The sequence below is a fragment of the Klebsiella sp. RCJ4 genome, from assembly GCF_009025755.1.
Lineage (GTDB): Bacteria > Pseudomonadota > Gammaproteobacteria > Enterobacterales > Enterobacteriaceae > Klebsiella > Klebsiella michiganensis.
The window spans coordinates 200,117-226,426 of sequence record NZ_WCIN01000033.1 but is presented as its reverse complement, the minus strand read 5'-3'; the positions used below and the strand labels follow the sequence as shown (position 1 = coordinate 226,426).

The following is a 26,310-nucleotide window of genomic DNA, read 5'->3' as shown; positions in this document are numbered from 1 at the left end:
CCCGGGGGCGGCGCAAAGCGCCTTGCCCGGGCTACGGGTTCATCGCCGTCTGCGAGCGGTAGCGCGGACAGATGCGCAGCATCGCCTCCGGGAAACCATATCTAGTGCGGACTATGGCGATCTCCCCGGGGGCGGCGCAAAGCGCCTTGCCCGGGCTACGGGCCAGCAGACTGCTGTATACCTGTAGCCCGGCTAAGCGCAGCGCGAGCCGGGGGGAGGCCGCCATCCGGGGCGAGTTAAATGGTGACCATCCCCCGGACGCCTTCGGCTTCCATATCGCCGCCGTTGCCCTGCTGGATAATCGCGCCGCGCGACATCACCAGATAGCGATCCGCCAGACCGGCGGCAAAATCATAAAACTGCTCGACCAGCAGAATCGCCATATCCCCGCGGTTCGCCAGCTGACGAATCACCTCGCCAATCTCCTTAATCACCGACGGCTGAATGCCCTCCGTCGGTTCATCAAGAATCAACAGCTGCGGACGGCTGGCCAACGCGCGGCCAATGGCCAGCTGCTGCTGTTGCCCGCCGGAAAGATCGCCCCCGCGCCGCTGCTTCATGGTTTTCAGCACCGGAAACAGCTGATAAATCTCTTCCGGCACCGCGCGCGCGTCGCGGGCGGGAAAGCGGGACAGCCCCATCAGCAGATTCTCCTCCACCGTCAGGCGCGGAAAAATCTCCCGCCCCTGGGGCACGTAGGCGATCCCCGACTGTACCCGCTGGTGCGGTTTACGGTGGGTGATATTCTTCTCCTGCCACAGCACCTCGCCGCTGCGCGCCGGGATCAGCCCCATCAGGCACTTCAGCAAGGTGGTTTTTCCCACCCCGTTGCGCCCGAGCAGGCAGGTGATCTCGCCCTGGCGAGCGGCAAAATTCACTCCACGCAGGATATGGCTGCCGCCATAATATTGATGTAGTTGATTAACCTGTAACATCCGCGCTCCTTAGCGTCCGAGATAAACTTCAATCACCTGTTCGTTGGCCTGCACCTCGCGCAGCGACCCCTCCGCCAGCACCTGTCCCTGATGCAGCACCGTCACTCTGTCGGCGATGGTCTCGACAAAGCCCATATCATGCTCGACCACCATCAGCGAATGCTGCCCGGCAAGGGTGCGGAACAGCTCGGCGGTATATTCTGTCTCCGCATCGGTCATCCCGGCGGCGGGTTCGTCCAGCAGCAGCAGATGCGGCTCCTGCACCAGCAGCATGCCGATTTCCAGAAACTGCTTTTGCCCGTGCGACAGCAGCCCCGCCGGCCGATAGCGTTCGCCCTCCAGCCGCAGCAGGCGGAGGGTTTCGCTGATTCGGTCGGCCTGCTCGCTGTTCAGGCGCGCCCGTAGGCTGGCCCACACCGATTTATCACCTTTCATTGCCAGTTCGAGATTCTCTGCCACCGTCAGCGCCTCAAAGACCGTCGGTTTCTGAAACTTGCGCCCGATGCCCTGGCGGGCGATGGCGATGGGATCGAGGATTGTTAAGTCCACCGACTGATCGTAAAGCGCCCTGCCGCTCTGCGGCCGGGTTTTGCCGGTGATGACGTCCATCAGGGTGGTTTTACCGGCGCCGTTCGGCCCAATCACGCAGCGTAGCTCGCCCACGCCAATCTGCAGCGACAGGTTGGTCAACGCCTGAAAACCGTCAAAGTTGACGTTAATCTCTTCCAGCTGCAGTACCGGATCGGTCTGCTCGCGAAAGCGGTCCGTCGGCAGCTGGCGGGTAAATAGCTCTTCATCCAATGGCATCAGCGATCTCCTTTACGCAGCAGGCCGATAACGCCACGCGGTAAAAACAGCGTCACGATAATAAAAATCAGCCCCAGAAAGAGCTGCCAGTACTCCGGCATCGCCACGGTAAAGTAGCTTTTCGCGCCGTTGACCAGCCCCGCGCCGAGCACCGGGCCGATTAAGGTTCCGCGACCGCCGAGCGCCACCCAGATGGCCGCTTCGATAGAGTTGGTCGGCGACATTTCGCTGGGGTTGATGATCCCGACCTGCGGCACGTACAGCGCCCCCGCCAGGCCGCACAGTACGGCTGAAAGGGTCCATACCAGCAGCTTAAAGCCGCGCGGGTCGTAGCCGCAGAACATCAGGCGGTTTTCAGCATCGCGCACCGCCGTCAGCACGCGGCCAAATTTGCTTTGCGCCAGCAAATAGCCAATCCACAGGGTGAGCAACAGCAGCAGTACCGTGGCCATAAACAGCGCCGCCCGCGTGCTGATGGCGGTGACGGAGAAACCGAGCAGCGTGGTAAAGCCGGTAAAACCGTTGTTACCGCCAAAGCCGGTTTCGTTACGGAAAAACAGCAGCATCCCGGCGTAGGTGAGCGCCTGGGTCATAATCGAAAAATAGACGCCTTTGATTTTCGAGCGGAAGGCAAACCAGCCGAAAACCAGCGCCAGCAGGCCGGGCACCAGCACCACCAGTAGCATAGCCCAGGCGAAATGCTGGGTGCCCCACCAGAACCACGGCAGCTCGCTCCACGACAAAAACGACATAAAGGCCGGCAATCCGTCGCCCGCCGCCTGGCGCATCAGGTACATGCCCATGGCGTAGCCGCCGAGGGCAAAAAAGATCCCATGGCCAAGCGAAAGCATCCCGGCATAGCCCCAGACCAAATCCAGCGCCACGGCGACAATGGCGTAGCAGAGGATCTTGCCGGTCAGCGTCAGCAGCCAGGTGGAGACCGCCAGCGGATGCGTGGCGGGCAGCAGCGCCAGAAACGGCATACTCAGCAGGCCCAGCAGTAGCAGCACGCCGAACCAGCGCAGCGGGCGCGGCGCTTTGCGCGCCAGCGTTAAGGTAATAGGTTGGCTCATCAGTCAATAACCCTCCCTTTGAGGGCGAACAGTCCCTGGGGACGTTTCTGGATAAACAGGATAATCAAGACCAGAATCAGGATCTTACCCAGCACGGCTCCCATCTGCGGTTCAAGGATTTTGTTAAAGATGCCAAGACCAAACGCCGCCGCCACGCTGCCCGCCAGCTGACCAACGCCGCCGAGCACCACCACGAGGAAGGAGTCGATAATGTAGCCCTGGCCCAGCTCCGGCCCGACGTTACCGAGCTGCGACAGCGCGACGCCGCCCAGCCCCGCGATCCCCGAACCGAGGCCAAACGCCAGCATATCGACCCGTCCGGTCGGCACGCCGCAGCAGGCCGCCATCGCGCGGTTTTGCGTTACCGCCCGCACGTTCATCCCTAGCCGGGTCTTGTTCAGCGTCAGCCAGGTAAACAGCAGCACCAGCAGCACGAAAACCAGTACCGCCAGACGGTTCCACGGCAGAATGAGATTCGGCAGAACCTGCACGCCGCCGGAGAGCCATGCCGGATTGGCGACCTCAACGTTCTGCGCGCCAAATAGCATCCGTACCAGCTGGATCAGCATCAGGCTGATCCCCCATGTGGCGAGCAGCGTCTCAAGCGGGCGCCCGTACAGATGACGGATCACGGTGCGTTCCAGCGCCATACCGATACCGCCGGTGATCAGGAACGCCACCGGCAGCGCAATCAGCGGATAGAAGGCCAGCCACTGCGGCGCCAGCTGCGCCAGCGCCTGCTGAACCAGCCAGCAGCTGTAGGCGCCAATCATCAGCATCTCGCCGTGGGCCATATTGATCACCCCGAGCAGACCGTAGGTGATGGCCAGACCGAGCGCGGCGAGCAGCAGGACAGAACCGAGGGAGAGGCCCATAAAAGCCTGGCCGAGAAGATCGCCCAGCAGCAGGCGGTGCTGGATTTTACTCAGGCTCTCCTGGGCCGCCGCGCGAATCGCCGGGTCCGGCTCATGCCGGGCATCGGTATACGGCGTCAGCAGCGCCTGAGTTTCCGGGTCACCGGAGTGGCCGAGCAGCTCGATGGCCGCCAGCCGCTGTGCGGGCTGAGGACTGACAAGCTGTAAACGGGCCAGCGCAATTTCCAGCTGCGACTTCACCGCGCCGTCGGTTTCCGCCGTCAGACGCTGCTGTAGCAGCCCCGCCATCTCAGGCGTCGCTTCGCGCTGCAGGGTTTTCGCCGCCGCGGCCCTTTCCGTGACGTTGTCACTAACCAGGAGATGCGTCGCCAGCGCGCCTGCCGCCAGGTTACGCAGGCGGTTGGTCAGGCGCACCGGTTTTGTTGGGCCGACGGGCGCCGGAACCGCGCCCAGCGCCAGCAGGCTGTCGCCCTGTTTGCTGAACGCATGACCGCCGCTATCGGATTGCAATGTTTCACTTTTCAGCGCCCGCAGCAGCGGTAAACGCGGCGCTTCGGGCGCGGCGGCCCACTGTTCCAGCAGCTGAGCCTGCTGGCTGCGATTGGCCGCCACAAAATCGTCGGCGTCCGCTGCCTGCGCCCGCCACGGTATCAAGACCATCAGCAGCGCGAAGTAACACATGAGGCGTAATGCGTTCATGGTCGTTCTCCTTTTCGGGGAAATCCGGGCTTCGGGCCCGGAAGACTGAATCATTCACCCCGGCGCGGCGCCGGGGTCTAACGCTTAGTTGCTGACGGTTTTAACCGGGTGATCCGGCTTTTTATCATTCCCGGCAATCCACGGGCTCCACGGCTGGGCGCGTACCGGCTCTTCGGTCTGCCAGACCACGTTAAACTGGCCGTTGCTTTCGATTTCGCCAATCATTACCGGCTTGTGCAGGTGATGGTTGGTGGCATCCATGGTCAGGGTAAAGCCTGACGGCGCCTTGAAGGTTTGGCCGGCCATGGCATCACGCACCTTGTCGACATCGGTCGATCCTGCTTTCGTCACCGCCTGCGCCCACATGTGCAGGCCAACCCAGGTCGCTTCCATCGGGTCATTGGTTACCACGGTATCGGCGTTTGGCAGCTTGTGGGCTTTGGCGTAAGCGCGATAGTCGGCAACAAACTGTTTATTGGTTGGGTTATCGACGGACTCGAAGTAGTTCCACGCCGCGAGGTTGCCCACCAGCGGTTTAGTATCAATCCCGCGCAGCTCCTCCTCGCCCACGGAAAAGGCCACCACCGGCACGTCCGTCGCTTTCAGCCCCTGATTAGCCAGCTCTTTATAGAACGGAACGTTGGAATCACCGTTGATGGTAGAGACCACCGCGGTTTTACCGCCGGCGGAGAACTTCTTGATATTGGCGACGATAGTCTGATAGTCGCTATAGCCGAACGGGGTATAGACCTCTTCGATGTCTTTATCCTGAATCCCTTTGGCGTGCAGGAAAGCGCGGAGAATTTTGTTGGTGGTGCGCGGGTAGACGTAGTCGGTACCGAGCAGGAAGAAGCGTTTCGCCCCGCCGCCGTCTTCGCTCAGCAGGTATTCCACCGCCGGAATCGCCTGCTGGTTTGGCGCCGCGCCGGTGTAGAAGACGTTCGGCGACATCTCTTCGCCTTCATACTGTACCGGGTAGAAGAGCAAACCGTTCAGCTCTTCAAATACCGGCAGAACCGATTTGCGCGATACGGAGGTCCAGCAGCCGAACACCGCCGCCACCTTATCCTGCGTCAGCAGTTGACGCGCTTTTTCGGCGAACAGCGGCCAGTTTGATGCCGGATCCACCACGACCGGTTCCAGTTTTTTACCCAGTACGCCGCCTTTGGCGTTGATGTCATCGATAGCCATCAGGGCGACATCTTTCAGCGGGGTTTCAGAAATCGCCATCGTCCCGGAAAGCGAGTGCATAATGCCGACTTTAATGGTGTCGGCGGCATAAACCTGTAAGGAGAAGCCCATGCTAATAACAGAGGCGGAGAGAGCAAAAGCTTTTAATAGTGTTCGACGCTGCATGTGTGTCACTCCTGAATAGCGCAAAATCAAAAAAATGAATTAACGACTCACCGGAAGTGATAAGGCAAAAACGATGCCAGGTTGTGAAAGCGTCTGAAAGCGCGGCAGAATACGGGGAAAATAAAGGCGGGTGCACAGCGTTGCCTTAAAATAGTGCAACGCTGCGCTATGGAGAGATTACCAGACCTGTGCGGCGATGCCGGTGACCAGGCGGACTTTATCCCACTGCTGGGCTTCGGTCAGAGAGTTACCCTCTTCGGTGGAAGCAAAACCGCACTGCGGGCTGAGGCAAATTTGCGCCAGCGGGACGTACTGCGCCGCCTCCTGCAGACGAGCCTTCACCCCTTCCGGGTTTTCCAGCTCCCCGTTTTTAGTGGTGATCAGGCCCAGTACCACCTGCTGATGGCCGGGGCGAATGTAGCGCAGCGGCGCGAAGTCGCCGGAACGGTCATTATCATATTCGAGGAAGAACGCGTCGATGTTAACGCCGCCGAACAGCACTTCCGCAACCGGCTCGTAGCCGCCCTCGGAGATCCAGGTCGAGCGGAAGTTACCGCGACACACGTGCAGGCCAACGGTCAGATCCTCAGGCTTCCCTTCCAGGGCCTTATTCAGAACGCGGGCATAAATGCGCGCCAGCTCATCCGGGTCTTCGCCGCGCTCGCGCACCTGCTGTCGCTGCTCATCGGAGCAGAGGTAGGCCCAGACGGTGTCATCAAGCTGTAAATAGCGGCAGCCCGCATCGTAGAAGGCGCGAATGGCATCGCGCCAGGTGGTTGCCAGGTCATCGAAATAGTCGGCGAGATCCGGATACACCGTCGCGTCGATATCTTTCCGGCCGCCGCGGAAGTGCAGCACGCTCGGGCTGGGAATGGTCATCTTCGGCTGAGCGCTGCCGCTGATGCTCTTCAGATAGCGAAAATCTTCCAACATCGGGTGATCGCCAAAGGCCAGTTTACCGGTGACGCGAACGCCGTGCGCTTTGGTCTGTACCCCGTTGAACTGAATGCCCTTTTCTGAATCGTAGCGCTCAACGCCCTGTAGTCCGTCAAAGAAATCAAAGTGCCACCACGCGCGGCGGAACTCACCGTCGGTGACCACATGCAGCCCGCACTCGCACTGCTGCTGCACCAGATCGCGAATCGCCTCATTTTCTATCTGCCGCAGCTGCTGCGCGTCGATGGTGCCGGCGGCCAGCTGCTGACGGGCCTGTTTGATGGCGTCCGGACGTAAAAAGCTGCCGACAATATCTGCGCGGAACGGGGCCTGATGACGTTGCATGGTGTCTCCTTAGCGGCGGGCAAAGTTAATTACCCACCGTGATAGTTCATTATTTGAATTTATAGACTTCTGGATGGCTATATGTCCAGATACTGGCATGCAGAGGTTTCATCGGCAAACGACAATATTTCATGGCACATGAAATAAATTCACTTTGCGAAAGGCAACCCTTCATCTTCCCAGCCGGTCAGGCCGCCGAGCATCATTTTTACCGGGCGCCCCAGCAGAGCCAGCTTCATGGCGGCGACGTCCGCCCCGTTGCAGTGCGGCCCGGCGCAGTAGACCACAAACAGCGTGTCATCAGGCCACTGCGCCATTCTGGTTTCATCAATTTGTCGGTGCGGTAAATGCAGGGCGCCCGGGAGATGACGACGGGCAAAGGTTTCCTCACTGCCGACGACGTGCAGCAGAACAAAATCCACTTCTCCTTCGCGCATCGCGCTGTAGACATCGGCGCAGTCGGTCTCGAGGCTTAGCTTATGACGAAACCAGGCGGCGGCGTCGGTAGAACTGGCGGGGGCAATAGCGGTTACAACACTCATGGCATCTTCTCTTGTCTGTGATACCACTACTTTAATTAACCGCCTGTGCGACATCTGCCGAGAACCATGACTGAAAACGCTGAAATCCTGACAATCCCATCCGTGACGTTGTCACGCCACCGGGTTGTTGCCCTCGCCTACGATGGCCTGTGTACCTTTGAATTTGGCGTCGCCGTAGAGATCTTCGGCCTGCCGCGCCCGGAGATGGGCGAACGATGGTATCGCTTTGCCGTAGCCGCCGTCGACGACGGTGAGCTGCGGGCAACCGGCGGAATTCGGCTCATGACCGACGGCGGTATGGCGCTGTTAGGCGAAGCGGACACCATCGTGGTGCCCGGCTGGCGCGGTATTGACTCCCCCGTGCCGCCAGCGCTGTGCGAGGCGCTGGTCGCCGCCCATGCGCGAGGCTGCCGGATAATTTCTATCTGCTCCGGGGTTTTCGTTCTGGCCGCGGCCGGGCTGCTGAACGGCCGCCAGGCGACCACCCACTGGCGCTATACCGACCAGCTGCGGGCGCGGTTTCCGCGCATTGAGGTGATCGATGACGTGCTGTACGTCGGCGCCGAAGGCGTCATGACCTCCGCAGGCAGCGCCGCGGGTATCGATTTATGTTTGCACCTGGTGCGCGAGGACTTCGGCGTCGAAGCGGCGAATCTTGTCGCCCGACGGTTAGTGGTTTCCCCCCATCGCGACGGCGGGCAGGCGCAGCAGATTGTTCGCCCGGTGGCCAAAGCGCGGGAGAGCCAGAGGCTGGGGCAATTATTTGATTTCCTGCACCAGAATCTCGCCGCTGGCCACACCGTGGCCTCGCTGGCGGAAAGAGCCGGCATGGGGCATCGCACGTTTTTACGCCGTTTCGAAGACGCCACCGGCAAAACCCCCGCCCGCTGGCTGCTTGACGAGCGCCTTCAGCGCGCCACGCAGCACTTGACCCACAGCCGGCTGAGCGTTGAGCAGATTGCCGAGCTTTGCGGTTTCTCAAATGCCAGCACCCTGCGCCATCACTTCCGCCAGCAGTTTGCCCTTAGCCCGTTGCAGTACAGGAAAAGCGCGCTGGCGGGTAAAAAGGGGGAGTGATTCACATGGATAATAGTCACGCCGGGCAATTTGTTAAGCGTTTGTTTAGATTAGTCGGGTTAAGATGTATCCAACAACCGTAAACCCGTTCAATGAGGACAACATAGCGCATAGCAAAACTAATGGAGGTTAATCATGCTGGGAAATATGCATGTATTTATGGCAGTTCTGGGAACCATTCTGTTCTTTGGATTTCTTGCCGCATACCTGAGCCACAAATGGGATGACTGATGAACGACGATAATCCCCACCCGTAAACGCCCCCTGCTGCCAATGCACCAGGGGGCGTTCTGCTTTTGGCTTGCCGATCGATGAACCACCTTATACACGATAATTTATCGTATCAGTCACCAGGAGAAACTCCGTCCGAACATCCCTCAACAGCCCACTCGATGCCGATCGTTGATAGGCTATGTTATGCTTTGTCATCATGAGCAAGGAGGCAGAATATGCACATCAATACCAAAATGAGGATTGCGGCGCTTTTATACCTTATGGCGGCGTACGCGGTTGCTCTGCCGGGGCTTGCGCTGTTTACAGACCTGGTGATAAACGGTGGCATTATTGATATGTGGAAAGGCGCGTATTCATTTATGGACCTGCTTGCCCGACGTAAAATACTTTATCTGCAGTTTGCCGGGCTGGGCGCTATTCTGGGTTGTGTCTACTGGCTGTTTTTCTTCCGAAAATACCGCCACCACGATCCCCTCGATAAATATTTTAAGTAGCGCCCGAGCGCCCGGCACGACGTACTGATTATGCCCGGTCAGCGAATGATGAAATCTGAGCCAGAAGCATTTCGCATACCTTACATACCATTCGCTGGACATCCGTCAGCTGCGGCGAGGCTTCCAGCCCTTTGCCAGGGTTCTATTTAGCCTGCAGCTCCCGGCGGATAATTTCCGCCCCGGCGCTTAGCGCATTGAGCTTGCCGCTCGCCACTGGACGCGATAGCGGCGCCATGCCGCAGTTGGTTGAAGGATAAAGCTTATCGGCATCCACAAACTGCAGCGCTTTACGTAAGGTCGCGGCGACTTCCTCCGGCGTTTCGATCGCATTGGTCGCCACGTCGATGGCTCCAACCATCACTTTTTTACCGTGAATCAGTTCAAGCAGATCCATGGGAACACGTGAGTTATGGCATTCCAGCGAGATGATATCGATGCTGGAGGTTTGCAGCTTAGGAAACGCTTCTTCATATTGTCGCCACTCTGTTCCCAGGGTCTTTTTCCAGTCGGTATTCGCTTTGATGCCGTATCCATAGCAGATATGTACCGCAGTTTCGCATTTTAGCCCTTCAACGGCTCTTTCTAAGGCCGCGATGCCCCAATCATTAACCTCATCAAAAAACACATTAAAGGCTGGCTCATCAAACTGAATAATGTCGACGCCGGCGGCCTCCAGCTCCCTGGCTTCCTGATTAAGTATCTTCGCAAATTCCCAGGCCAGTTTTTCGCGGCTCTTATAGTGATTGTCATAGAGCGTATCAATCATGGTCATGGGACCCGGCAGCGCCCACTTAATCGGCTGGCTGGTGAGCTGACGTAAAAAACGCGCATCTTCGACAAAAACGGGTTTTTGACGCTCGACGGCGCCCACGACGGTCGGAACGCTCGCATCATAGCGATTACGGATTTTAACGACTTCGCGTTTTTCAAAATCGACGCCGCTGAGGTGCTCAATAAACGTAGTAACAAAGTGCTGACGGGTTTGCTCGCCATCGCTGACGATGTCGATGCCGGCGCGCAGTTGGTCAAATAAGGACAGGCTCAGCGCGTCTTTTTTCCCGGCAATTAACTCTTCATTCTGCAGTTTCCATGGGGACCACAGTTTCTCAGGCTCTGCAAGCCAGGACGGTTTCGGTAAGCTGCCGGCTGTTGAAGTGGGTAATAATTTTGTCATTATCGATAGCCTTATATATGCGATGTCTTAAAGAGCGTAATGAGCAGACCATTGCTGCAGAATATTTTTATACGGTTTAATAAAGTGCTCTTCGGTAAACTTCCCCTGCTCTACCGCCAGCTGGCTGCGCTCTTCACGATCGTAAACAATTTTGGTTAATGAATGGTCCTGATGATGCAGATCGGGCTGATAGCAGAGTCCTGCGGCAGAGTTGGCGTTGTAGATCTCCGGGCGGTATATCTTCTGGAACGTCTCCATCGTGCTGATGGTGCTAATCAGCTCAAGGCTCGTGTAATCGCTCAGCAAATCCCCTGAGAAATAAAAGGCCAAAGGCGCAACGCTGTTTTTCGGCATAAAGTAGCGAACCTTCAGGCCCATTTTGCCAAAATATTGCTCAGTCAACGATGAACCCTCTGGGCGGTATTCGAGCCCCAGGACAGGATGTTGATTTCCGGTCTGGTGATAGGTGTCTTTGCTGGAGACGCTAAGGCAAATAACCGGTGATTTTTTGAAATTGGCCTTGTACTCCGCTGAATTGACGAAATGTTTAAATATGTTGCCGTGCAAATCGCCGAATCCTTCCGGAAGGCTAAAACCTGCGCGTCCTTTATTATGGTCTAACAGCAATACGCTAAAGTCGTAGTCGCGAACGTACGAAGAGAAATTATTGCCAACGATACCCTCAATACGTTCATCGGTCTTTTTATCAATAATGCTGGTTTGCAATATTTCAATCACCGGAAAGGTATCGCCGGTGGCGCTGATATTCATTTCGGCTGAAATAATTTCCAGCACAACGGCATAGCGATCGCCTTTGGGGTTATCCCAGTGCGCCAGCGTATTGAAACGATTGTCAATCATGACTAAGGTATTGCGCAGATTCTCCTGGCGATTTTCCCCTCTTGCTAAATTAGCAAAGTTGGTTGTAATACGCGTACTTTCTGAGGGGTTATAGTTTTCATCAAAGAGAGTGCGTTTAATAGTAAAGGTAAATTGTTGATTCATCGCAGATGTGTATCCTAAGTTCTGAGATAAAAACTGCAGTCCTTTCTGATGGTTGCAGGCTGGCGCAGGCTTCCATAAGCAGTCTTCATCTTCATATTATCTATATCGAATACAGCATGTTATGCCAGAGCCATTAGATGAGTGAAAGCGAGTTAATTTCATTACAACATGAGCCATATTCATGGTCTGGCGTCAGCCCATGCTGTATCTCGTTGAACAGAGCCAGCCGCTCTTGCCAACGAGCTTGTCCTGCTGGTTAAACATCCGCACATTTTCCTGTCCCCTGTATGAGTTGATGCTGAAGCAAGAAACATCAGAGGTCGGCCAGGCTAAACACGACCTCAAGCCTGGCGTCTTTGTTTTCAACAACCGCACTCTTCATGCTCCTTTGCGCTCTGTCGGGCGCGATCGTTGGAGGAATATGGAAGTGGGACCGGCGCGTTTTCATGCTTTACTTTGGTGATGTCCAAAACCTGACTAACGCTACCGATATTTTTTCTGGCATATTTATGTTCTATGGTTAATTCGGATTATCAACAGCGAATATAGCCATCAACAACCCGCTCTAACTTATTGATTTGAGGGATACAATGAATAATGTCATTCTCAGCATAATTGCTAAAATTTCCGCCATGGATGCCGAAAGTAAGCAGCTTGCTGCCCAGGTCGAGGCGCAGTCTTTGCTCATTAGCGCGCTGATGCTCGCTATCGGCAAGGAAGGCGGCGTCGCGGAATTAGTTAGCAGCGTAACGAAAGCGATAAATTCGGTACTGGAATCATCTGAAGACGTTCTGAAGACGGACGCAGAACTGCTTCTGACCAAGTTTCAGGAACAAATAGCGCTCACGCAGTTGATAAGCACCCACGAAGATGAAATCAGTCATGACAGGCTCGATGATTAACAAGGGTCAGTCTGTTATAGATTGGGAATATGCAGGACTTGCGGTTAGTCATGAGCTTACCGGCCATCAGCAACTATTGGCCGGTTCAGCTTCAGAAAATAGAGATACTCCAGGCGGAATACGCAATGTCTACTCGCCTGCGCTGCTGCCGGAGGCAAACCGCTCGGTACATTAAGGCAAATCAGGCTTCACTTTTCCCAAGGCCAGCGTATGTCACCGACGCCGTTGACTTTCGGCATGGCAAATAAAAAGCCCTGGAAACGTTTAATACCCGCAGATTCGAGCCAGCACCACTCCTCTATCCGCTCTATGCCTTCAGCAACCACCGCAATCTCAAGTTCACGGCAGCAGTTGATAATCGATCTTACCACCGCTTGTTTAGGGCCGCTCTGATGGATATCGGTAATAATCTCGCGGTCGATTTTAACTTTATCAGGCTGAATTTTTGTCAACAACGAGAGTCCAGCATAACCGGCGCCAAAGTCATCAATTGCCAGCCCCATACCAGAGACGCGCAGTTTTTTTATCGCGCTGCTGAACTGGCTAAAACCGGAGATCATTTCATCTTCCGTCACCTCCACGATCACCTGTTCGGGTTCAAGACCCTGTTTTTTTATTTCCCGCAGCAGGTATTCAATGGCATCAGGAATAACAACCAGAGACATCGGAAGGATATTAATGGATATTTTATGGTCGCCAATATTGATTTCTTTCGCCAGGGCAAAGGCAACTGATTTCGCTTTGAGATCAACTTCATAACGTTGCTCTGGCGGAATCGAGGCAAAGAAATTGGCGGGACTACCGCCGTCTTTATCACGTATAAGCGCTTCAAGCGAAGTGATATTCCCGGCCAACGGTTCGATAATGGGCTGGAAAGCAAACTGACAACATTGACCGGCAAAAAACGATTCTTGCGGCGCATGAAATGCATGTTTACGCGAATGAAGCGACCATTTGTCAGGCCGTAAAAAGGGTGACGGCGCGGCAGCGCTTTTTTGACTGATAAAAGTATGGATAAATTTATAGACGCGCTCTTCGGTGGAAAGATAACCTTTCAGTTGGCTAAGCTGGCGAACCTTTGTCAGGACGTCAGCGCTTTGCAGTTTATTCAGGTCAAAAAACATCATCCCTACGTTTTCAAAGCGCCGGCGCGGCGCGTAATCACGCATCAGCTCGACAACCTGATGGTGGCGATCGTCTTGCTTGATCGTGCTGAATAGCTGCTCAAGCACGCACTCATCCCCCTCAAGTATCTGAAGGTAAACATTATCTTTTAAAAGAAGTATGCCCGTAATCCCGCGTGCTGCGTTCTCAGCATTCGCTTTTTCAACCAGCAGTATGAGATCGGTTTCTTGTGTTAAATGCATCTGACTTCTGTAAATCAGAGTTGTCAGCATAATCCCATCCAGATGTTTGCCAGGAGAATGGAACTGTGTAACACAGTTTACCCTTTTAACCCAGGCTATCTGTCATAATTAACTGGACCGGCTGTAGCCGACTAAATTTATCCGATTATTTACGGCAGCAACCGGCAAGGGCCAGCGAAATAATCCTCAGCAGCGCGGGTAATGGCAGTGATTCATTCAGCAGCCATTTAAACCGTTTGGTAAATGCGTTTTTTTAAGCGGTATTTACTAGCCAACAAATCCCTGCTCGCGCATACGCGCTATCGCCTCTTCGCTGGCGCAGACCATGCCCGTGGTCAGCGTTTCAAAACCAAAGCGGCGATAAAAGCCGACTTTATCCACCACCGAGTAGATGAAGGTTTTGCCGAACGGCCGCAGCCGATCGCTGACCGATTGCATCAGCTGCTGCCCGTACCCCTTTCCCTGACAGCGCGGGTGCACCGCGACATCCGCCAGATAGCTGCACCAGGTCAGGTCGCTAATCGCCCGGGCAACGGCAATAAGCTGCCCGTTTTCATAGCCAAACCAGCAAAAGGTACTATGGCGAAACGCGCGCTCCACCAGCGCGACGTCCCGCTGATTGAGACCTGCGGCGGCGATAATCTCCGCCACCGTCTGCCAGTCAACCGAGTCCACGTGCTCTTTATCTTTTAATATCATCATGACGTTGCCTTTCACTCGCCTGCTTTGGCTTTCAGCATAGCCGAATGGCGCTAAAAAAAGCGCGCCCTGCCGCCCCGGCCAACAGCATTTTATGCTGGATAAAAAAGTATAAGCCGGGGAAATTTTCTGACACCGCGGCGTGAAAACAGCGCATTTATGCTTAACAGCGGCGAGTAATCGACCAGGAGGCAGAATTAAATAAAATAACGCCATATTCTAACGACCGAAAACGGGCAAAAAAAAACCGCCATGTGACTGGCGGTGAATGAATGCTTGCATGGATAGATTGTGTTTTGCATTTTTACGTTCAGGGCATAACCCCCTGAGTACGCTTGTCCGATAAGCTATCACGCGCAACATCAATAAAAGCTAAACGGACCGTTGCTTACAGCTTTTCCACCAGCGCTTTGATCTGCGCGACAAGACCCTCTTTCTCCTCCTGCCTGGCGCCCGCGCAGGGCCAGGTGGATTGGCGGATAATCAGGCGCGTCGGCAGCAGCTCGCGGATCTTCATCTGCGGGGCAGCCATTAGCTGGATGAGCAGCTCAACCGCCCTTTTTCCCAGAACGTTAAAATCCTGGGCGACGGTGGTCAGCGGCGGCTGGAAGTAGAGGCTGTCCGCGGTATCGTCATAACCGGTGACCGAGATCGCCTGACTGCCGGTGCGATTCAACTGCGCCAGCGCGCTCAGTACCCCGAGCGCCATCTGATCGTTAGCCACCACGATGGCGCTAATGCGCGGATGATGATGCAGGAGTTCAAACGTTTTGTTCCAGCCGCTGGCGGCGCTCCAGTCGCCAAACACCGTCACCGCATTACTGACGCCCAGCCGATGCAGCGCCTCGCGCCAGCTGCTCAATCGCATGCGCGCGGAGACCGAGCTCTCCGGCCCGGCCAGCAGGCCGAATTCCCGGTGCCCGGCGTCCCAGAGATGCCGCACGCACGCGCCGCAGCCGTCGCGATGATCGAAACGCACGCAGCACACGTCGGTCTCCGGCGAAACATCAAGAAACATGCAGGCGATATCGGGGTTTTCCACCACCAGCCGCTCCGCGAGGCTGCTTTCGAGCGGCAGGCTGATAATCGCGCCGCGAATATGCTGGGCGCGAAACTCATTAAGCCGCGCCTGCAGCGACGGATAGTCGACCTGCACCGGCATCGCAATCGAGACCTCAAGCTGATGCAGACCGGCGTAGCTTTTCACCGCCGCGGCGATTTGTGAAGGCGCGTGCAGCGTCAGCGAAGCGGTGATCAGCCCAATCGACGGCGCGGATTTCCCCGCCAGCAGCTGAGCGGAACGGTTCGGTACGTAGCGCAGCGCCTGCATCGCGCGAATGACCTTATCGCGGGTTCGTTCAGACACCACGTCCGGATTATTCAGCACCCGGGAGACCGTCTGCTGAGACACGCCGGCCTCGCGGGCCACATCGTCAAGCGTTGCCAGGCGACGCTGCATAGTGCACTCCTTCTGAATTAAAACCTCAATGTCGTCCGCTAACATTTTATGTTTAAAAGACGACAAAAATCAGCTGTTTTTCCAGCTTTTCGTGATCGCCAGTGGGTTTCATTTTCGCCAATATTGCGGCTATAGCGAAAATAACTGATAACAAAATCATATTGTCTAGCGAATGACATTTTTATCACTTATCCGTCAGGAATACGTATGCAACAACACGACTCTCATTCCGCCGCAGCAGCAACGTTCCATCAGATTCTCGCCCGCGAAGACTGGCAGAACCAGACCATTACCCATCTCAACCGTTTACCGGCCCACCCGACTTTCGCCAGCTGGCGCGATACCGACGCGGCGCGGAAAAACCAGCCCTCGGCGTTCCGCCGCCGGCTTGATGGCCAGTGGCAGTTCTCCTGGGCCCGCAGCCCGTTTGACGTGGATGCCCGCTGGCTGGAAGACGATCTGCCGGACAGCCGCAGTACGCCGGTGCCGTCAAACTGGCAAATGGAAGGCTACGACGCTCCGATCTACACCAACGTCCGCTACCCGATCGACACTACGCCGCCGCGCGTACCTGAGGAGAATCCGACCGGCTGCTACTCGCTGACGTTCAGCGTCGATGAGAGCTGGCGAACCGACGGCCAGACGCAGATTATCTTCGACGGCGTTAATTCGGCTTTCCATCTGTGGTGCAACGGCGAATGGGTCGGTTATTCGCAGGACAGTCGCCTGCCCGCGGCTTTCGATCTCTCGCCCTACCTTCAGCCGGGCGATAACCGCATCTGCGTGATGGTGATGCGCTGGAGCGCGGGTACCTGGCTTGAAGACCAGGATATGTGGCGCATGAGCGGCATCTTCCGTTCGGTCTGGCTGCTGAACAAACCGACCCTCCACCTCTGCGATGTTCAGCTTACGCCGCAGCTTGATGCGCTCTACCGGGATGCCGAGCTGCTGGTGAATTTAAGCGTCGCCGCGCCGGTCGCGCTGCTGGAGGCGCTGACGGTGAAGATCGAACTGTGGGATGACGATCGTCTGGTCGCCAGCCACCAGCAGTTGCCGGGTTCGCCGATTATCGATGAGCGCGGAAGCTATGCCGAACGCGCGGCGATTCGTCTGCCGGTAGAGCGACCGGCGCTGTGGAGCGCGGAAACGCCAAACTGCTATCGGGCGGTGGTGTCCCTGTGCCGCGGCGATGAAACGATCGAGGCTGAAGCCTGGGATATCGGCTTTCGCCGGGTTGAAATCAAAAACGGCCTGCTGCTGTTAAACGGCAAACCGCTGCTGATCCGCGGCGTCAACCGTCACGAGCACCATCACCAGCGCGGCCAGGTGGTGACCGAAGAGGATATGGTGCAGGACATCCTGCTGATGAAGCAGAACAACTTTAACGCCGTGCGCTGCTCGCATTATCCAAACACCCCGCGCTGGTACGAGCTGTGCAATCGCTATGGCCTGTACGTCGTTGACGAAGCCAATATTGAAACCCACGGCATGGTGCCGATGAATCGTCTTTCCGACGATCCGGCCTGGCTGCCGGCCTTCAGCGCCCGCGTCAGCCGGATGTTGCAAAGCAATCGCAACCACCCGTCGATTATTATCTGGTCGCTGGGGAACGAATCCGGCGGCGGCGGCAACCATGAAGCGATGTATCACTGGCTGAAGCGCAACGATCCCTCCCGCCCGGTGCAGTACGAGGGCGGAGGCGCCGACAGCGCCACCACCGATATTATCTGTCCGATGTACGCCCGCGTTGAGCGCGATCAGCGGATTCCGACGGTGCCGAAATGGGGGATCAAAAAGTGGATCAGTCTGCCGGGCGAGCAGCGCCCGCTGATCCTCTGCGAATACGCCCACGCGATGGGCAACAGCCTCGGCAACTTTGCTGATTACTGGCAGGCCTTCCGCGACTATCCGCGCCTGCAGGGCGGGTTTATCTGGGACTGGGCGGATCAGGCCATCAGCAAAACCTTCGACGACGGCAGCGTCGGCTGGGCCTACGGCGGTGATTTTGGCGATACGCCGAACGATCGCCAGTTCTGTATGAACGGCCTGGTCTTCCCCGACCGCCGCCCGCACCCTTCATTAATTGAAGCGAAACACGCGCAGCAGTACTTCCAGTTTACCCTGCTTGCGCAATCCCCGCTGCGTATCAGCATCAGCAGCGAATATCTGTTCCGCGCCACCGATAACGAAGCGCTGCGCTGGCAGGTCCAGGCCGCCGGAGAAACCTTTGCCGAGGGTCAAGTGAAGCTTGAGCTGAGCCCTGAAGGCCAGAGCGAGCTGACGCTGTGCGATGCGCTGACGCTGCCCGTGGGCGCCGAAGCGGTGTGGCTGACGCTGGAGGTTGTCCAGCCACAGGCCACCGCCTGGTCCGACGCCGGGCATCGCGTCGCCTGGCAGCAGTTCCCGCTCGCCGCCCCGCTGGCGCTGCGCCGGCCTTCCCCCGTCGGCACGGCGCCAGCGCTGGAGAGCAGCGACGCGGCCTGGACCGTACGCAGCGGCTCGCAGCAATGGACTATCGACCGGGAGAGCGGCCTGCTGACCCACTGGCAGGTAGAGGGTGTGGAACAGCTGCTGACGCCGCTGCGCGACCAGTTTGTGCGCGCCCCGCTGGATAACGATATCGGCGTCAGCGAAGTGGAGCGCATCGACCCCAACGCCTGGGTTGAACGCTGGAAGAGCGCCGGGCTCTACGGCCTCAGCGCCCGCTGCGTACAGTGCGACGCCCAGCGCCTGGCCCATGAAGTGGTTATCGATAGCCGCTGGCACTATCTGCGCGGCGACGAAGTGGTGATTGTCAGCCACTGGCGGATGACGTTTGATGGCGAAGGCAAGCTGCATCTGGCGGTCAATGGCGAACGCGCCGGCACCCTGCCGCCGCTGCCGCGCATCGGGCTGAATTTCCAGGTTCCGGACCAGCATCAACCGGTTTCCTGGCTCGGCTACGGCCCGCATGAAAACTATCCGGACCGCCGCACCAGCGCCTGTTTCTCCCGCTGGCAGCTGCCGCTGGAAGAGATGACCACACCGTACATTTTCCCGACGGAAAACGGCCTGCGCTGCGATAACAAAGCGCTGGACTGGGGGCGCTGGCACGTCGCGGGCGATTTCCACTTCTCCGTACAGCCCTACAGCACCGAGCAGTTAATGGAGACCGATCACTGGCACAGGATGAAGCCGGAAAACGGCGTCTGGATCGCGCTCGATGCTCAACACATGGGCATCGGCGGCGATGACTCCTGGACACCCAGCGTACTACAGCAATGGCTGCTGCTTGAGACACAATGGCAATATCAGTTAACGATTCATTTCCAATAATAATCGGGGGCGCCAGCCCCCAACCTTACAGGCATAATAATATGGAATATTCACAATGAAACTCTCTGAACTCGCGCCACGAGAACGGCATAATTTTATATATTTCATGCTGTTCTTTTTCTTCTACTATTTCATTATGTCAGCCTACTTCCCCTTTTTCCCAGTGTGGCTGGCGGAAGTAAACCATTTAACCAAAACCGAAACGGGGATCGTCTTCTCCTCCATTTCGCTATTCGCGATAATTTTCCAGCCGGTGTTTGGCCTGATTTCCGATAAGCTCGGCCTGCGCAAACATCTGCTGTGGACGATTACGATTTTATTAATCCTGTTTGCCCCGTTTTTTATTTTTGTTTTCTCTCCGCTGCTGCAGATGAATATCATCGCGGGCGCGCTGGTGGGCGGGATCTATCTGGGGATCGTCTTCTCCAGCGGCTCCGGGGCGGTAGAAGCCTATATTGAACGCGTCAGCCGCGCCAACCGTTTTGAATACGGTAAAGTGCGCGTCTCCGGCTGCGTCGGCTGGGCGCTGTGCGCCTCGATCACCGGCATTCTGTTTAGTATCGACCCCAATATTACCTTCTGGATCGCCTCCGGCTTCGCGCTGATCCTCGGCGTGCTGCTGTGGGTCTCGAAGCCGGAAAGCAGCAATAGCGCCGAGGTTATCGACGCCCTGGGCGCCAACCGTCAGGCTTTCTCCATGCGCACCGCTGCCGAGCTCTTGCGGATGCCGCGCTTCTGGGGCTTTATTATTTATGTCGTTGGCGTCGCCAGCGTCTATGACGTTTTCGACCAGCAGTTCGCCAACTTTTTTAAAGGCTTCTTCGCCAGCCCGCAGCGCGGCACCGAAGTGTTTGGCTTCGTGACCACCGGTGGGGAATTACTCAATGCGCTGATCATGTTCTGCGCGCCGGCAATTATTAACCGAATTGGCGCCAAGAATGCCCTGTTAATAGCCGGGGTAATTATGTCAGTCCGAATTTTAGGCTCCTCTTTCGCGACCTCGGCGGTGGAAGTGATTATATTAAAAATGCTGCATATGTTTGAGATCCCTTTCCTGCTGGTTGGCACCTTTAAATATATCTCGTCGGCATTTAACCCAAAACTTTCGGCGACGCTATTCCTGATCGGCTTTAATTTATCGAAACAGCTGTCGGGCGTTGTGCTCTCGGCGTGGGTAGGACGGATGTATGATACCGTCGGCTTCCATCAGGCTTATCTGATCCTGGGCTGTATTACCCTGAGCTTTACCGTCATTTCGCTGTTTACCCTGAAAGGCAGCAAAACCCTGCTCCCGGCGGCAGCATAACGCCAGGCCGCCGGAAACCCTCCGGCGGCGCGTCGGCAATACACCGTTAAGACGCCGGGTAAGGCAGTTGCCGCTAGCCGGCGATCCGCGTTTCCCCGTCGCTATTTTCCAGCCCGTAAAGGCGCGCTTCCGCCATCGATGAAATCAGCTCAGCCAGCTCGGCGGAGTGGCTGGTTAACCAGATTTGGCTATAGCGGGACGCTTCGACAATCAGCCGGGCCAGCGCCGGGAACATCTGGCGATGCAGGCTGTTTTCCGGCTCGTTAATGGCCAGAAATGCCGGAGGGCGCGGGCTTAATAGCGCCACCGCCAGGCACAGGAAGCGCAGCGTGCCGTCGGACATTTCCGCCGCCAGTAAAGGCCGCCAGACGCCGTTACGGCGCATCTTCATCGAGAAACGCGAGTTTTCGTTTTCACAATAAAAGGTACACGCCGGGAACGCTTCGCCGAGGATCTCATGCAGCAGCTCTTCGGCGCCGATTTCCACGATGGTCTGAAAGGCGGCGGCGAGGTTGTGCCCATCGCTGTCGAGCACCGGCGAGCGGTAGCCTACCGTCGGGTGTCGCAGCGGTGAGAGTCTGCCAATATTGAATTCGTGATAAAAGCGCCAGTGGCGCATGGTTTCCCTGACCCGCGAGACCTCAGGAAAACGGTGCGGCTCGCCCAGTTGGCCAAAAATCGATTCATTCTCGTAAATGGCGTCGGTAAAGGTACTCTTTTCGCCATTCACATCCACCAGGAACGCCGCCTGGTTTTTACGCTCCAGCACGCGCGATGAAGGTCGTCGGGAAAATCCCGCCAGCCAGATCGACTCCTCTTTAACGATCGGATCCAGCTGAAACTGGGTAGGGTAAGGCAGCTTTTCCGGAAAACCCACCTGCAGCTGGTAGTCAAACTCGTCGGTCAGACAGCCAATCTGCAGCCGCCGCGGAAAGCGGTCGGTCGGCGCGCCTGGCCCGGACCACATAATGTTTTCCAGCCCGCCCTCATCGCTGATATAGCCGGAAAACTTCCCGTCGGCGCAGGCGGTTAACAGGTGGATGGCTTTATAGATATTGGATTTACCGCAGCCGTTGGGGCCAAAAACGATATTCAGCGCACCGAGTTCCAGCTCAATATCCCTGACCGATCTGAAATTTTTTATCCGGATATGGTTAATCATAGATTCCCGAAACTGATAAAAGCGTTTGGCGCTACTGTATCGGAGGCGAAAGGAAAACAAAACAGGCGCGGACCGGACGACAGCTTGCCGCCCGGCTCCGGCTTAGCTGAAGAGTTTTTTCATGCCGCGGGTCAGCGCGACTCTTTTGAGTTTGTCCGTATCCTCATGGCTCTCGTTGAAAACGCCGAAAAAATAGCGTTCATCGTCGATAGTCTGCGATACGATTCTGTAGCTCAGCGGCTGGCCGGATTTCGCGCCGTACTGCGCAGGCGTCACGGAAATCTCCGTCGCGTTATCGGCAACGCTAACCATCAGGCCGTCGCCCTTCCCTCCAACCAGCATCACCTTAATTAACGGGTGCACCATGTCCCTCCCGGGTTGAGGTCAATGATTAATTTTCGATGGCCGCAGGCTGACAGTTGGCCGTTGCGCCACCGTGGCCGGACTTGTCTTTAGCGGAGGCCGGCTGAGCGCCCTCTTTACCAACAACGGGCGGTAACGGCACGCCTTCTTTGTCCACCGCAGGCGACGCCTTCTGGCAGGTCGCCGTTTTCGTGGCCTCTGCGCTCCAGACTGGGGTTTGCAGACTCAGGATCGCCACGGGAGCAAGCAGCAACGTGTTCTTCAGTACTTTCTTATAGTTCATACCGGCCTTGAGTAAAAAAATTTCTTTCTTATGCTGAGCTAAGCGCTGATTATTAGGAGTAAAAGCTGACAAATGATGAAGGAAAAAAGAGGAATTGTGAACATCAATAGTTCTTATTTATGAATTGCTGCCTTTCCTGCCCCCGCGCCCGACGGATCTTATATCTAAGAATTACCTTAATCAATTGAAATGACGGCAATCCCCCCATTCTGGTGACGTTTTTTTTTCGCCAGAGTGTAGCACTTTTGTGGCAGAAACTGCAGCCTGGTTTATATCCCGGACGTTGTGGAAAATTCCTGGAGTGAGGCTCGCCGACGGCTGAGCATTTGTACTTCGCTTGTTAGCCACTAGACTTAAATAAGTCAAACGAAAGGAGACTCCCATGTCATCACAAGAGTATGAAAACGACGCGCAGAATCTGGCGGACAAAGTGAGCAACAAAGTCAATGAATTCGCCGGGGAAGCCCAGCAGCAATTTGGTGATGCGGTTGATTCGCCTAAACATCAGCTAAAAGGCGCGGCCCGTAAGTACGCCGCTCAGGCGTCGGATGCCGTCTCAGAGGTCTCCGAGCGCGTAAGGGAAAATCCGCTGACCGGGCTGCTGGCGGCCGGCGCTATCGGGCTGGTGATTGGTTTACTGGCGGGACGGAAATAACCCATTCTAAGGCCCTTTGGGCCTTAATTTTTTTGCCTGCGGCGCGCTTATGCTAACGCTGACTCAAATCGCCACGACTTCAGCTACGTCAAACTGAAAAACGTAAGGGTCGGACAACAGGTGGAATTGCTCATCATCCGCATAGGTCACTGCGACATGATACGCTTCACCGGCAAAGGCGATGACCGCATCCAGATTGTGCCAGTACGTTGCCAGGAAGAAGTGTTCCCACTCCCCCTGCGTTTCCCGTCTGACAAACGCCCCCGCGTTGCCGCTGATGCCCTGGGAATGCTGTACGCCTGTCGCCTGCAAATGAACCGCAAACGCATCGCCAAACTCAACGGGAACACAACCATGCCAGGTTCTGACAATCATCTCTACACCTCATAAAAAAATCAATAAAGATGCATTTATAGCAAACAAATGGCGATAATAGTGATTTTTTATGCAATTGCTTTATGCGCATCATACCGCCTGGTACATCCCGGACATTTGCAGGTATAATCTCACTCATTATTCAGCGGATTCAGACACGAAGATGACAAAACTCACCTTACAAGAACAAATGCTTAAAGCCGGGTTAGTGACCAGCAAAAAAATGGCCAAAGTTCAGAGAACGGCGAAAAAGTCCCGCGTTCAGGCTCGCGAAGCCAGAGAAGCAGTGGAAGAGAATAAAAAAGCGCAGCTTGAGCGAGATAAGCAGCTTAGCGAGCAGCAAAAGCAGGCGGCGCTCTCGAAAGAGTATAAAGCGCAGGTTAAGCAGCTTATTGAAATGAATAAAATCGATATTTCAAAAGGCAATATTGATTTTAACTTCACGGATAACAACTTCATTAAAAAAATCGCCGTGGATAAACCCACCCAGGCACAGCTGATTAGCGGCCGTCTCGCCATTGCGCGTCTGGCCGGCGATAACGACGGCGAGAGCAAATACGCGATTATCCCGGCAAGCGTCGCCGATAAAATCGCCCAGCGCGACGCCAGCAGCATTGTCTTAAACAGCGCGCTAAGTGCGGAAGAGCAGGACGAAGACGATCCGTATGCTGATTTTAAAGTTCCCGATGATTTAATGTGGTAAGCAATGCGGGCCTGCGCAGACCGGCGATTCAGGCCTGGTCTGCGCAGGCGTTGTGCTTTACACTGCGCGCGGCAAAAATTGAGTAGATAAACGATTAACCAGGCGGTAACGGCGATGAACGGAACGATCACAACGTGGTTTAAAGATAAAGGTTTTGGATTTATCAAAGATGAAAACGGCGATAATCGCTATTTTCATGTGATTAAGGTTGCCAACCCTGAACTCATTAAAAAAGATGCAGCAGTCACTTTCGAACCCACCACCAATAACAAGGGTTTGTCAGCCTATGCGGTAAAAGTCCTGCCGGAAAGCAAATATATCTATATTGCAGGCGAGCGGATTAAGCTTACATCGATCAAATCTTTCCTGGTGTACAGCGAGGAAGAGCCCGCCGATGCCCGCATCGACAAAGAGAATGCGGTCCTTTCCGTAGGCCTGTTGATGGGAAACATCAGGCCAAAATCCACCGCTAAGCCTGGCGAAATGCGCTCGGTGAAAAAGCTGGCCATTACCACCTTCCAGGGAACCACCCTCATCTTTTCGGAAGATGAGATAGACATTGAGGCCACGGTAAAACTGCTTAAGGTGTGAAAGCGTATGGCTCAACAAACCGGGCTCTGCGCCCGGTTTGGGAGTGATGACAAACCTGTTTAAACATCTTCCCCGGATCTTCACCGGGTGGCGGCTGACGCCTTACCCGGCCTGCCAATACCAGAGTCACAACCTGCCGCGCAATTTCTTTGGACTCGTGCAAGCGAAGCACCGTTGGGTAATTCCAGCCGTTCTGTTCTTTATCCGCAATGGGACGCCGGGATCTGCGTCCTTTATTAACCAGATAATTTTCCCTCCCTCAGCCAATATCCACCTGCCTCTCGGTTTATTCCAGTCGCGCTCGCGTTATGCCCGTAAAACATGACGCAAAATACGCTAATCCGCATTAGCTGTTAAAAAGGTTATTATTACCCTAAATAATTCGAGTTGCAGGACAAGGTACTCGTGCCTTGAACAGCGCTTACGCTGGCCCCAAGGGGCGAAGCCGCAGGCCGAGTAACAAAGCCAACGCACAGGCAACTTGAAGTATAACGGGTATATACCGCACAAAGTGAACAGCATTTACATCATCGTCATTTATCCTGTTAGCCGTAAACAAAATGGGTGATATTAATGACTGTATTTAAAAGCTTGCTCTTCTTTCTTGGCGCGGCTTCTGCCTGCGCATTCGTGGTATTGTGCCTTTGGGTCGATATCCACTTTTGGGATTATAATATTTCTGAATTATCACTCACCGAAATTGTACAGGAGCTGGTTTTAACGGCCATCGTTTTTATTCATTTTCGGCTTGCGAAGCAGTATAGCGCCATGCGCTACTGTCATATTCTTGTTGGCGGCTTTTTCCTTGCCATGCTCATTCGTGAGCTGGACGCCCTTTTTGATCTTATTTCTCACGGCAGTTGGCTGTGGTTTGCGCTGACTGCAGCCCTGTTAGCCTTAATTTATCCACTTATCCATTATCGTCAAACCCTGGCACAGCTGGCGCAATATACCCGTACACCCTGGTACGGCGTATTAATCAGCGGCCTGTTGGCTATTCTGGTCTTCTCTCGGCTCTTCGGCATGCAGGGCTTATGGCATGCAATTCTCAATGATGGATATGTCAGAGTGGTAAAAAATGTCGTCGAAGAAGGCTGCGAATCATTTGGCTATATGCTTTGTCTCACCGCCTCTTTTGGCCATTATCGTAATTTTCGCGGAACCTGGGGCAGACATCATATTGAGCCCCGTTGATACCCTGTTTTCATTTGCCTTGCGCACGGTGATGAGTGAGGTAAGTCCTAAAATGTTCCCGGCGGTAAACGCTTTGTTGGTTTTGCCCACAGCGCGAGGCTAAAATTTTGCCGCTATGGTACTGCCTCCATAGCACATTGCTCACCTGCAGCTCTTGCATACGGTTTGCAGGTGAGCAGCCTTATCCGCAGTAAAATTTACTTATTCACATTTTATCCGCTGATTTCTTGATATATCGGCGATCCGTTCCATAATGAAGTCTACGCACATCGCGCCCTTCTTTAGGGGATACGCCAGTAGCAGCGCTTTTGGACATGACCGCTTCTGCAGCTAGCCCCCATCCGGCTTGATCATCGACATCTCTCAGAACAGAGTTTTTGGATG

General features: G+C 55.5%; 27 protein-coding genes. 11 read left to right on the top strand and 16 right to left on the bottom strand.

Translation table 11 applies throughout. The features are described from left to right. Positions 1-236: 236 nt before the first annotated feature. The 7 genes from urtE to F8562_RS12225 form a co-directional block, all read right to left on the bottom strand. Positions 237-935, bottom strand: coding sequence for an urea ABC transporter ATP-binding subunit UrtE (urtE, locus tag F8562_RS12255; RefSeq protein WP_014838596.1), 699 nt, complete (start codon positions 933-935; stop codon positions 237-239). Between the two features lie 9 nt (positions 936-944). Then, positions 945-1,742 carry an urea ABC transporter ATP-binding protein UrtD gene (gene urtD, locus F8562_RS12250; RefSeq protein WP_014229496.1) on the bottom strand — a complete coding sequence of 266 codons (798 nt, stop codon included), beginning with the start codon at positions 1,740-1,742 and terminating at the stop codon, positions 945-947. Continuing rightward, entirely contained in the window at positions 1,742-2,815 is a 1,074-nt protein-coding gene (gene urtC, locus F8562_RS12245) for an urea ABC transporter permease subunit UrtC (protein ID WP_014229497.1), read from the bottom strand. The genes urtD and urtC overlap by 1 nt, the downstream gene beginning before the upstream one ends. Next, complete coding sequence (gene urtB / locus F8562_RS12240) at positions 2,815-4,389, bottom strand: urea ABC transporter permease subunit UrtB (protein ID WP_014229498.1); 1,575 nt, start codon at positions 4,387-4,389, stop codon at positions 2,815-2,817. Before urtB ends, urtC begins: the two co-directional genes overlap by 1 nt. Positions 4,390-4,473: 84 nt before the next feature. Then, positions 4,474-5,745 (bottom strand): urea ABC transporter substrate-binding protein, encoded by a 1,272-nt coding sequence (gene urtA, locus F8562_RS12235; RefSeq protein WP_014229499.1) that lies wholly within the window; start codon positions 5,743-5,745, stop codon positions 4,474-4,476. Positions 5,746-5,922: 177 nt separating this feature from the next. After that, a complete protein-coding gene (locus tag F8562_RS12230) occupies positions 5,923-7,026 on the bottom strand; it encodes a cobalamin-independent methionine synthase II family protein (protein WP_014838597.1) in 1,104 nt (367 codons plus the stop codon). 149 nt (positions 7,027-7,175) lie between these two features. Continuing rightward, positions 7,176-7,568: a rhodanese-like domain-containing protein gene (locus F8562_RS12225; protein ID WP_004851202.1), complete on the bottom strand. Its 393-nt coding sequence runs from the start codon at positions 7,566-7,568 to the stop codon at positions 7,176-7,178. A gap of 66 nt (positions 7,569-7,634) precedes the next feature. Between F8562_RS12225 and ftrA the strand changes: the two genes are divergently transcribed. The 3 genes from ftrA to F8562_RS12210 all read left to right on the top strand — a co-directional run bounded on the left by ftrA (position 7,635) and on the right by F8562_RS12210 (position 9,373). Further along, the gene (gene ftrA / locus F8562_RS12220; RefSeq protein WP_042945251.1) at positions 7,635-8,645 is read left to right on the top strand and encodes a transcriptional regulator FtrA; all 1,011 of its coding nucleotides are present in this window, start codon (positions 7,635-7,637) and stop codon (positions 8,643-8,645) included. A gap of 135 nt (positions 8,646-8,780) precedes the next feature. Next, on the top strand, positions 8,781-8,876 hold the full coding sequence (mgtS, locus tag F8562_RS12215) for a protein MgtS (protein ID WP_004102377.1): 96 nt from the start codon (positions 8,781-8,783) through the stop codon (positions 8,874-8,876). 218 nt (positions 8,877-9,094) lie between these two features. After that, positions 9,095-9,373, top strand: coding sequence for a hypothetical protein (locus tag F8562_RS12210; RefSeq protein ID WP_014838599.1), 279 nt, complete (start codon positions 9,095-9,097; stop codon positions 9,371-9,373). 142 nt (positions 9,374-9,515) lie between these two features. Here F8562_RS12210 and F8562_RS12205 read toward each other — a convergent pair whose 3' ends face one another. Both F8562_RS12205 and F8562_RS12200 read right to left on the bottom strand, forming a co-directional pair. Further along, complete coding sequence (locus F8562_RS12205) at positions 9,516-10,547, bottom strand: methionine synthase (protein ID WP_014838600.1); 1,032 nt, start codon at positions 10,545-10,547, stop codon at positions 9,516-9,518. Between the two features lie 27 nt (positions 10,548-10,574). Beyond that, positions 10,575-11,552 carry a DUF1852 domain-containing protein gene (locus F8562_RS12200; RefSeq protein ID WP_014838601.1) on the bottom strand — a complete coding sequence of 326 codons (978 nt, stop codon included), beginning with the start codon at positions 11,550-11,552 and terminating at the stop codon, positions 10,575-10,577. Positions 11,553-11,733: 181 nt separating this feature from the next. On the opposite strand from F8562_RS12200, the gene F8562_RS12195 reads away from it, so the two are divergent. Then, on the top strand, positions 11,734-12,015 hold the full coding sequence (locus F8562_RS12195; protein WP_042934101.1) for a hypothetical protein: 282 nt from the start codon (positions 11,734-11,736) through the stop codon (positions 12,013-12,015). Between the two features lie 127 nt (positions 12,016-12,142). After that, complete coding sequence (gene iraP / locus F8562_RS12190) at positions 12,143-12,454, top strand: anti-adapter protein IraP (protein ID WP_004851215.1); 312 nt, start codon at positions 12,143-12,145, stop codon at positions 12,452-12,454. 188 nt (positions 12,455-12,642) lie between these two features. Here the strand turns inward: iraP and F8562_RS12185 are convergent, their stop codons facing one another. From F8562_RS12185 to F8562_RS12175, 3 genes are all read right to left on the bottom strand, one after another. Next, a complete protein-coding gene (locus F8562_RS12185; RefSeq protein WP_042934102.1) occupies positions 12,643-13,851 on the bottom strand; it encodes a diguanylate phosphodiesterase in 1,209 nt (402 codons plus the stop codon). A gap of 237 nt (positions 13,852-14,088) precedes the next feature. After that, positions 14,089-14,523: a GNAT family N-acetyltransferase gene (locus F8562_RS12180; protein WP_025105765.1), complete on the bottom strand. Its 435-nt coding sequence runs from the start codon at positions 14,521-14,523 to the stop codon at positions 14,089-14,091. 385 nt (positions 14,524-14,908) lie between these two features. Further along, positions 14,909-15,979 (bottom strand): LacI family DNA-binding transcriptional regulator, encoded by a 1,071-nt coding sequence (locus F8562_RS12175; protein WP_014838605.1) that lies wholly within the window; start codon positions 15,977-15,979, stop codon positions 14,909-14,911. A 207-nt stretch (positions 15,980-16,186) separates the two neighbouring features. Here F8562_RS12175 and F8562_RS12170 point away from each other — a divergent pair, with 207 nt between their 5' ends. Then, positions 16,187-19,294 carry a beta-galactosidase gene (locus tag F8562_RS12170; protein ID WP_014838606.1) on the top strand — a complete coding sequence of 1,036 codons (3,108 nt, stop codon included), beginning with the start codon at positions 16,187-16,189 and terminating at the stop codon, positions 19,292-19,294. Between the two features lie 55 nt (positions 19,295-19,349). Next, a complete protein-coding gene (locus F8562_RS12165) occupies positions 19,350-20,600 on the top strand; it encodes an MFS transporter (RefSeq protein WP_014229511.1) in 1,251 nt (416 codons plus the stop codon). A gap of 73 nt (positions 20,601-20,673) precedes the next feature. Here the strand turns inward: F8562_RS12165 and F8562_RS12160 are convergent, their stop codons facing one another. From F8562_RS12160 to F8562_RS12150, 3 genes are all read right to left on the bottom strand, one after another. After that, positions 20,674-21,762, bottom strand: a complete 1,089-nt coding sequence (locus tag F8562_RS12160) for an AAA family ATPase (RefSeq protein ID WP_014838607.1) — start codon at positions 21,760-21,762, stop codon at positions 20,674-20,676. Between the two features lie 102 nt (positions 21,763-21,864). After that, on the bottom strand, positions 21,865-22,125 hold the full coding sequence (locus F8562_RS12155; protein WP_014229513.1) for a hypothetical protein: 261 nt from the start codon (positions 22,123-22,125) through the stop codon (positions 21,865-21,867). A 28-nt stretch (positions 22,126-22,153) separates the two neighbouring features. Further along, positions 22,154-22,408, bottom strand: coding sequence for a hypothetical protein (locus tag F8562_RS12150; RefSeq protein ID WP_014229514.1), 255 nt, complete (start codon positions 22,406-22,408; stop codon positions 22,154-22,156). A gap of 382 nt (positions 22,409-22,790) precedes the next feature. Here F8562_RS12150 and F8562_RS12145 point away from each other — a divergent pair, with 382 nt between their 5' ends. Further along, a complete protein-coding gene (locus F8562_RS12145) occupies positions 22,791-23,063 on the top strand; it encodes a DUF883 family protein (RefSeq protein ID WP_004851233.1) in 273 nt (90 codons plus the stop codon). Between the two features lie 63 nt (positions 23,064-23,126). On the opposite strand, the gene F8562_RS12140 is transcribed toward F8562_RS12145, so the two are convergent. Further along, positions 23,127-23,438 (bottom strand): hypothetical protein, encoded by a 312-nt coding sequence (locus F8562_RS12140; protein WP_014229515.1) that lies wholly within the window; start codon positions 23,436-23,438, stop codon positions 23,127-23,129. A 163-nt stretch (positions 23,439-23,601) separates the two neighbouring features. On the opposite strand from F8562_RS12140, the gene F8562_RS12135 reads away from it, so the two are divergent. From F8562_RS12135 to F8562_RS12125, 3 genes are all read left to right on the top strand, one after another. Then, positions 23,602-24,141, top strand: coding sequence for a DUF2058 domain-containing protein (locus F8562_RS12135; RefSeq protein WP_014229516.1), 540 nt, complete (start codon positions 23,602-23,604; stop codon positions 24,139-24,141). 114 nt (positions 24,142-24,255) lie between these two features. After that, the gene (locus F8562_RS12130) at positions 24,256-24,732 is read left to right on the top strand and encodes a cold-shock protein (protein WP_004851238.1); all 477 of its coding nucleotides are present in this window, start codon (positions 24,256-24,258) and stop codon (positions 24,730-24,732) included. Between the two features lie 573 nt (positions 24,733-25,305). Continuing rightward, positions 25,306-25,926 (top strand): hypothetical protein, encoded by a 621-nt coding sequence (locus F8562_RS12125; RefSeq protein ID WP_014838609.1) that lies wholly within the window; start codon positions 25,306-25,308, stop codon positions 25,924-25,926. Positions 25,927-26,310 lie beyond the last annotated feature (384 nt).

Bases quoted from the DNA above. Each gene is read 5' to 3' on its own strand.
- F8562_RS12180 (WP_025105765.1), bottom strand. From the start codon at position 14,523: ATGATGATATTAAAAGATAAAGAGCACGTGGACTCGGTTGACTGGCAG.
- F8562_RS12125 (WP_014838609.1), top strand. From the start codon at position 25,306: ATGACTGTATTTAAAAGCTTGCTCTTCTTTCTTGGCGCGGCTTCTGCC.
- F8562_RS12205 (WP_014838600.1), bottom strand. From the start codon at position 10,547: ATGACAAAATTATTACCCACTTCAACAGCCGGCAGCTTACCGAAACCG.
- F8562_RS12175 (WP_014838605.1), bottom strand. From the start codon at position 15,979: ATGCAGCGTCGCCTGGCAACGCTTGACGATGTGGCCCGCGAGGCCGGC.
- mgtS (WP_004102377.1), top strand. From the start codon at position 8,781: ATGCTGGGAAATATGCATGTATTTATGGCAGTTCTGGGAACCATTCTG.
- urtA (WP_014229499.1), bottom strand. From the start codon at position 5,745: ATGCAGCGTCGAACACTATTAAAAGCTTTTGCTCTCTCCGCCTCTGTT.
- urtB (WP_014229498.1), bottom strand. From the start codon at position 4,389: ATGAACGCATTACGCCTCATGTGTTACTTCGCGCTGCTGATGGTCTTG.
- F8562_RS12230 (WP_014838597.1), bottom strand. From the start codon at position 7,026: ATGCAACGTCATCAGGCCCCGTTCCGCGCAGATATTGTCGGCAGCTTT.
- F8562_RS12135 (WP_014229516.1), top strand. From the start codon at position 23,602: ATGACAAAACTCACCTTACAAGAACAAATGCTTAAAGCCGGGTTAGTG.
- F8562_RS12210 (WP_014838599.1), top strand. From the start codon at position 9,095: ATGCACATCAATACCAAAATGAGGATTGCGGCGCTTTTATACCTTATG.
- F8562_RS12140 (WP_014229515.1), bottom strand. From the start codon at position 23,438: ATGATTGTCAGAACCTGGCATGGTTGTGTTCCCGTTGAGTTTGGCGAT.
- F8562_RS12150 (WP_014229514.1), bottom strand. From the start codon at position 22,408: ATGAACTATAAGAAAGTACTGAAGAACACGTTGCTGCTTGCTCCCGTG.
- F8562_RS12130 (WP_004851238.1), top strand. From the start codon at position 24,256: ATGAACGGAACGATCACAACGTGGTTTAAAGATAAAGGTTTTGGATTT.
- urtD (WP_014229496.1), bottom strand. From the start codon at position 1,742: ATGCCATTGGATGAAGAGCTATTTACCCGCCAGCTGCCGACGGACCGC.
- F8562_RS12225 (WP_004851202.1), bottom strand. From the start codon at position 7,568: ATGAGTGTTGTAACCGCTATTGCCCCCGCCAGTTCTACCGACGCCGCC.
- F8562_RS12195 (WP_042934101.1), top strand. From the start codon at position 11,734: ATGGTCTGGCGTCAGCCCATGCTGTATCTCGTTGAACAGAGCCAGCCG.
- F8562_RS12145 (WP_004851233.1), top strand. From the start codon at position 22,791: ATGTCATCACAAGAGTATGAAAACGACGCGCAGAATCTGGCGGACAAA.
- F8562_RS12200 (WP_014838601.1), bottom strand. From the start codon at position 11,552: ATGAATCAACAATTTACCTTTACTATTAAACGCACTCTCTTTGATGAA.
- urtE (WP_014838596.1), bottom strand. From the start codon at position 935: ATGTTACAGGTTAATCAACTACATCAATATTATGGCGGCAGCCATATC.
- F8562_RS12170 (WP_014838606.1), top strand. From the start codon at position 16,187: ATGCAACAACACGACTCTCATTCCGCCGCAGCAGCAACGTTCCATCAG.
- F8562_RS12185 (WP_042934102.1), bottom strand. From the start codon at position 13,851: ATGCTGACAACTCTGATTTACAGAAGTCAGATGCATTTAACACAAGAA.
- ftrA (WP_042945251.1), top strand. From the start codon at position 7,635: ATGACTGAAAACGCTGAAATCCTGACAATCCCATCCGTGACGTTGTCA.
- iraP (WP_004851215.1), top strand. From the start codon at position 12,143: ATGAATAATGTCATTCTCAGCATAATTGCTAAAATTTCCGCCATGGAT.
- F8562_RS12165 (WP_014229511.1), top strand. From the start codon at position 19,350: ATGAAACTCTCTGAACTCGCGCCACGAGAACGGCATAATTTTATATAT.
- urtC (WP_014229497.1), bottom strand. From the start codon at position 2,815: ATGAGCCAACCTATTACCTTAACGCTGGCGCGCAAAGCGCCGCGCCCG.
- F8562_RS12160 (WP_014838607.1), bottom strand. From the start codon at position 21,762: ATGATTAACCATATCCGGATAAAAAATTTCAGATCGGTCAGGGATATT.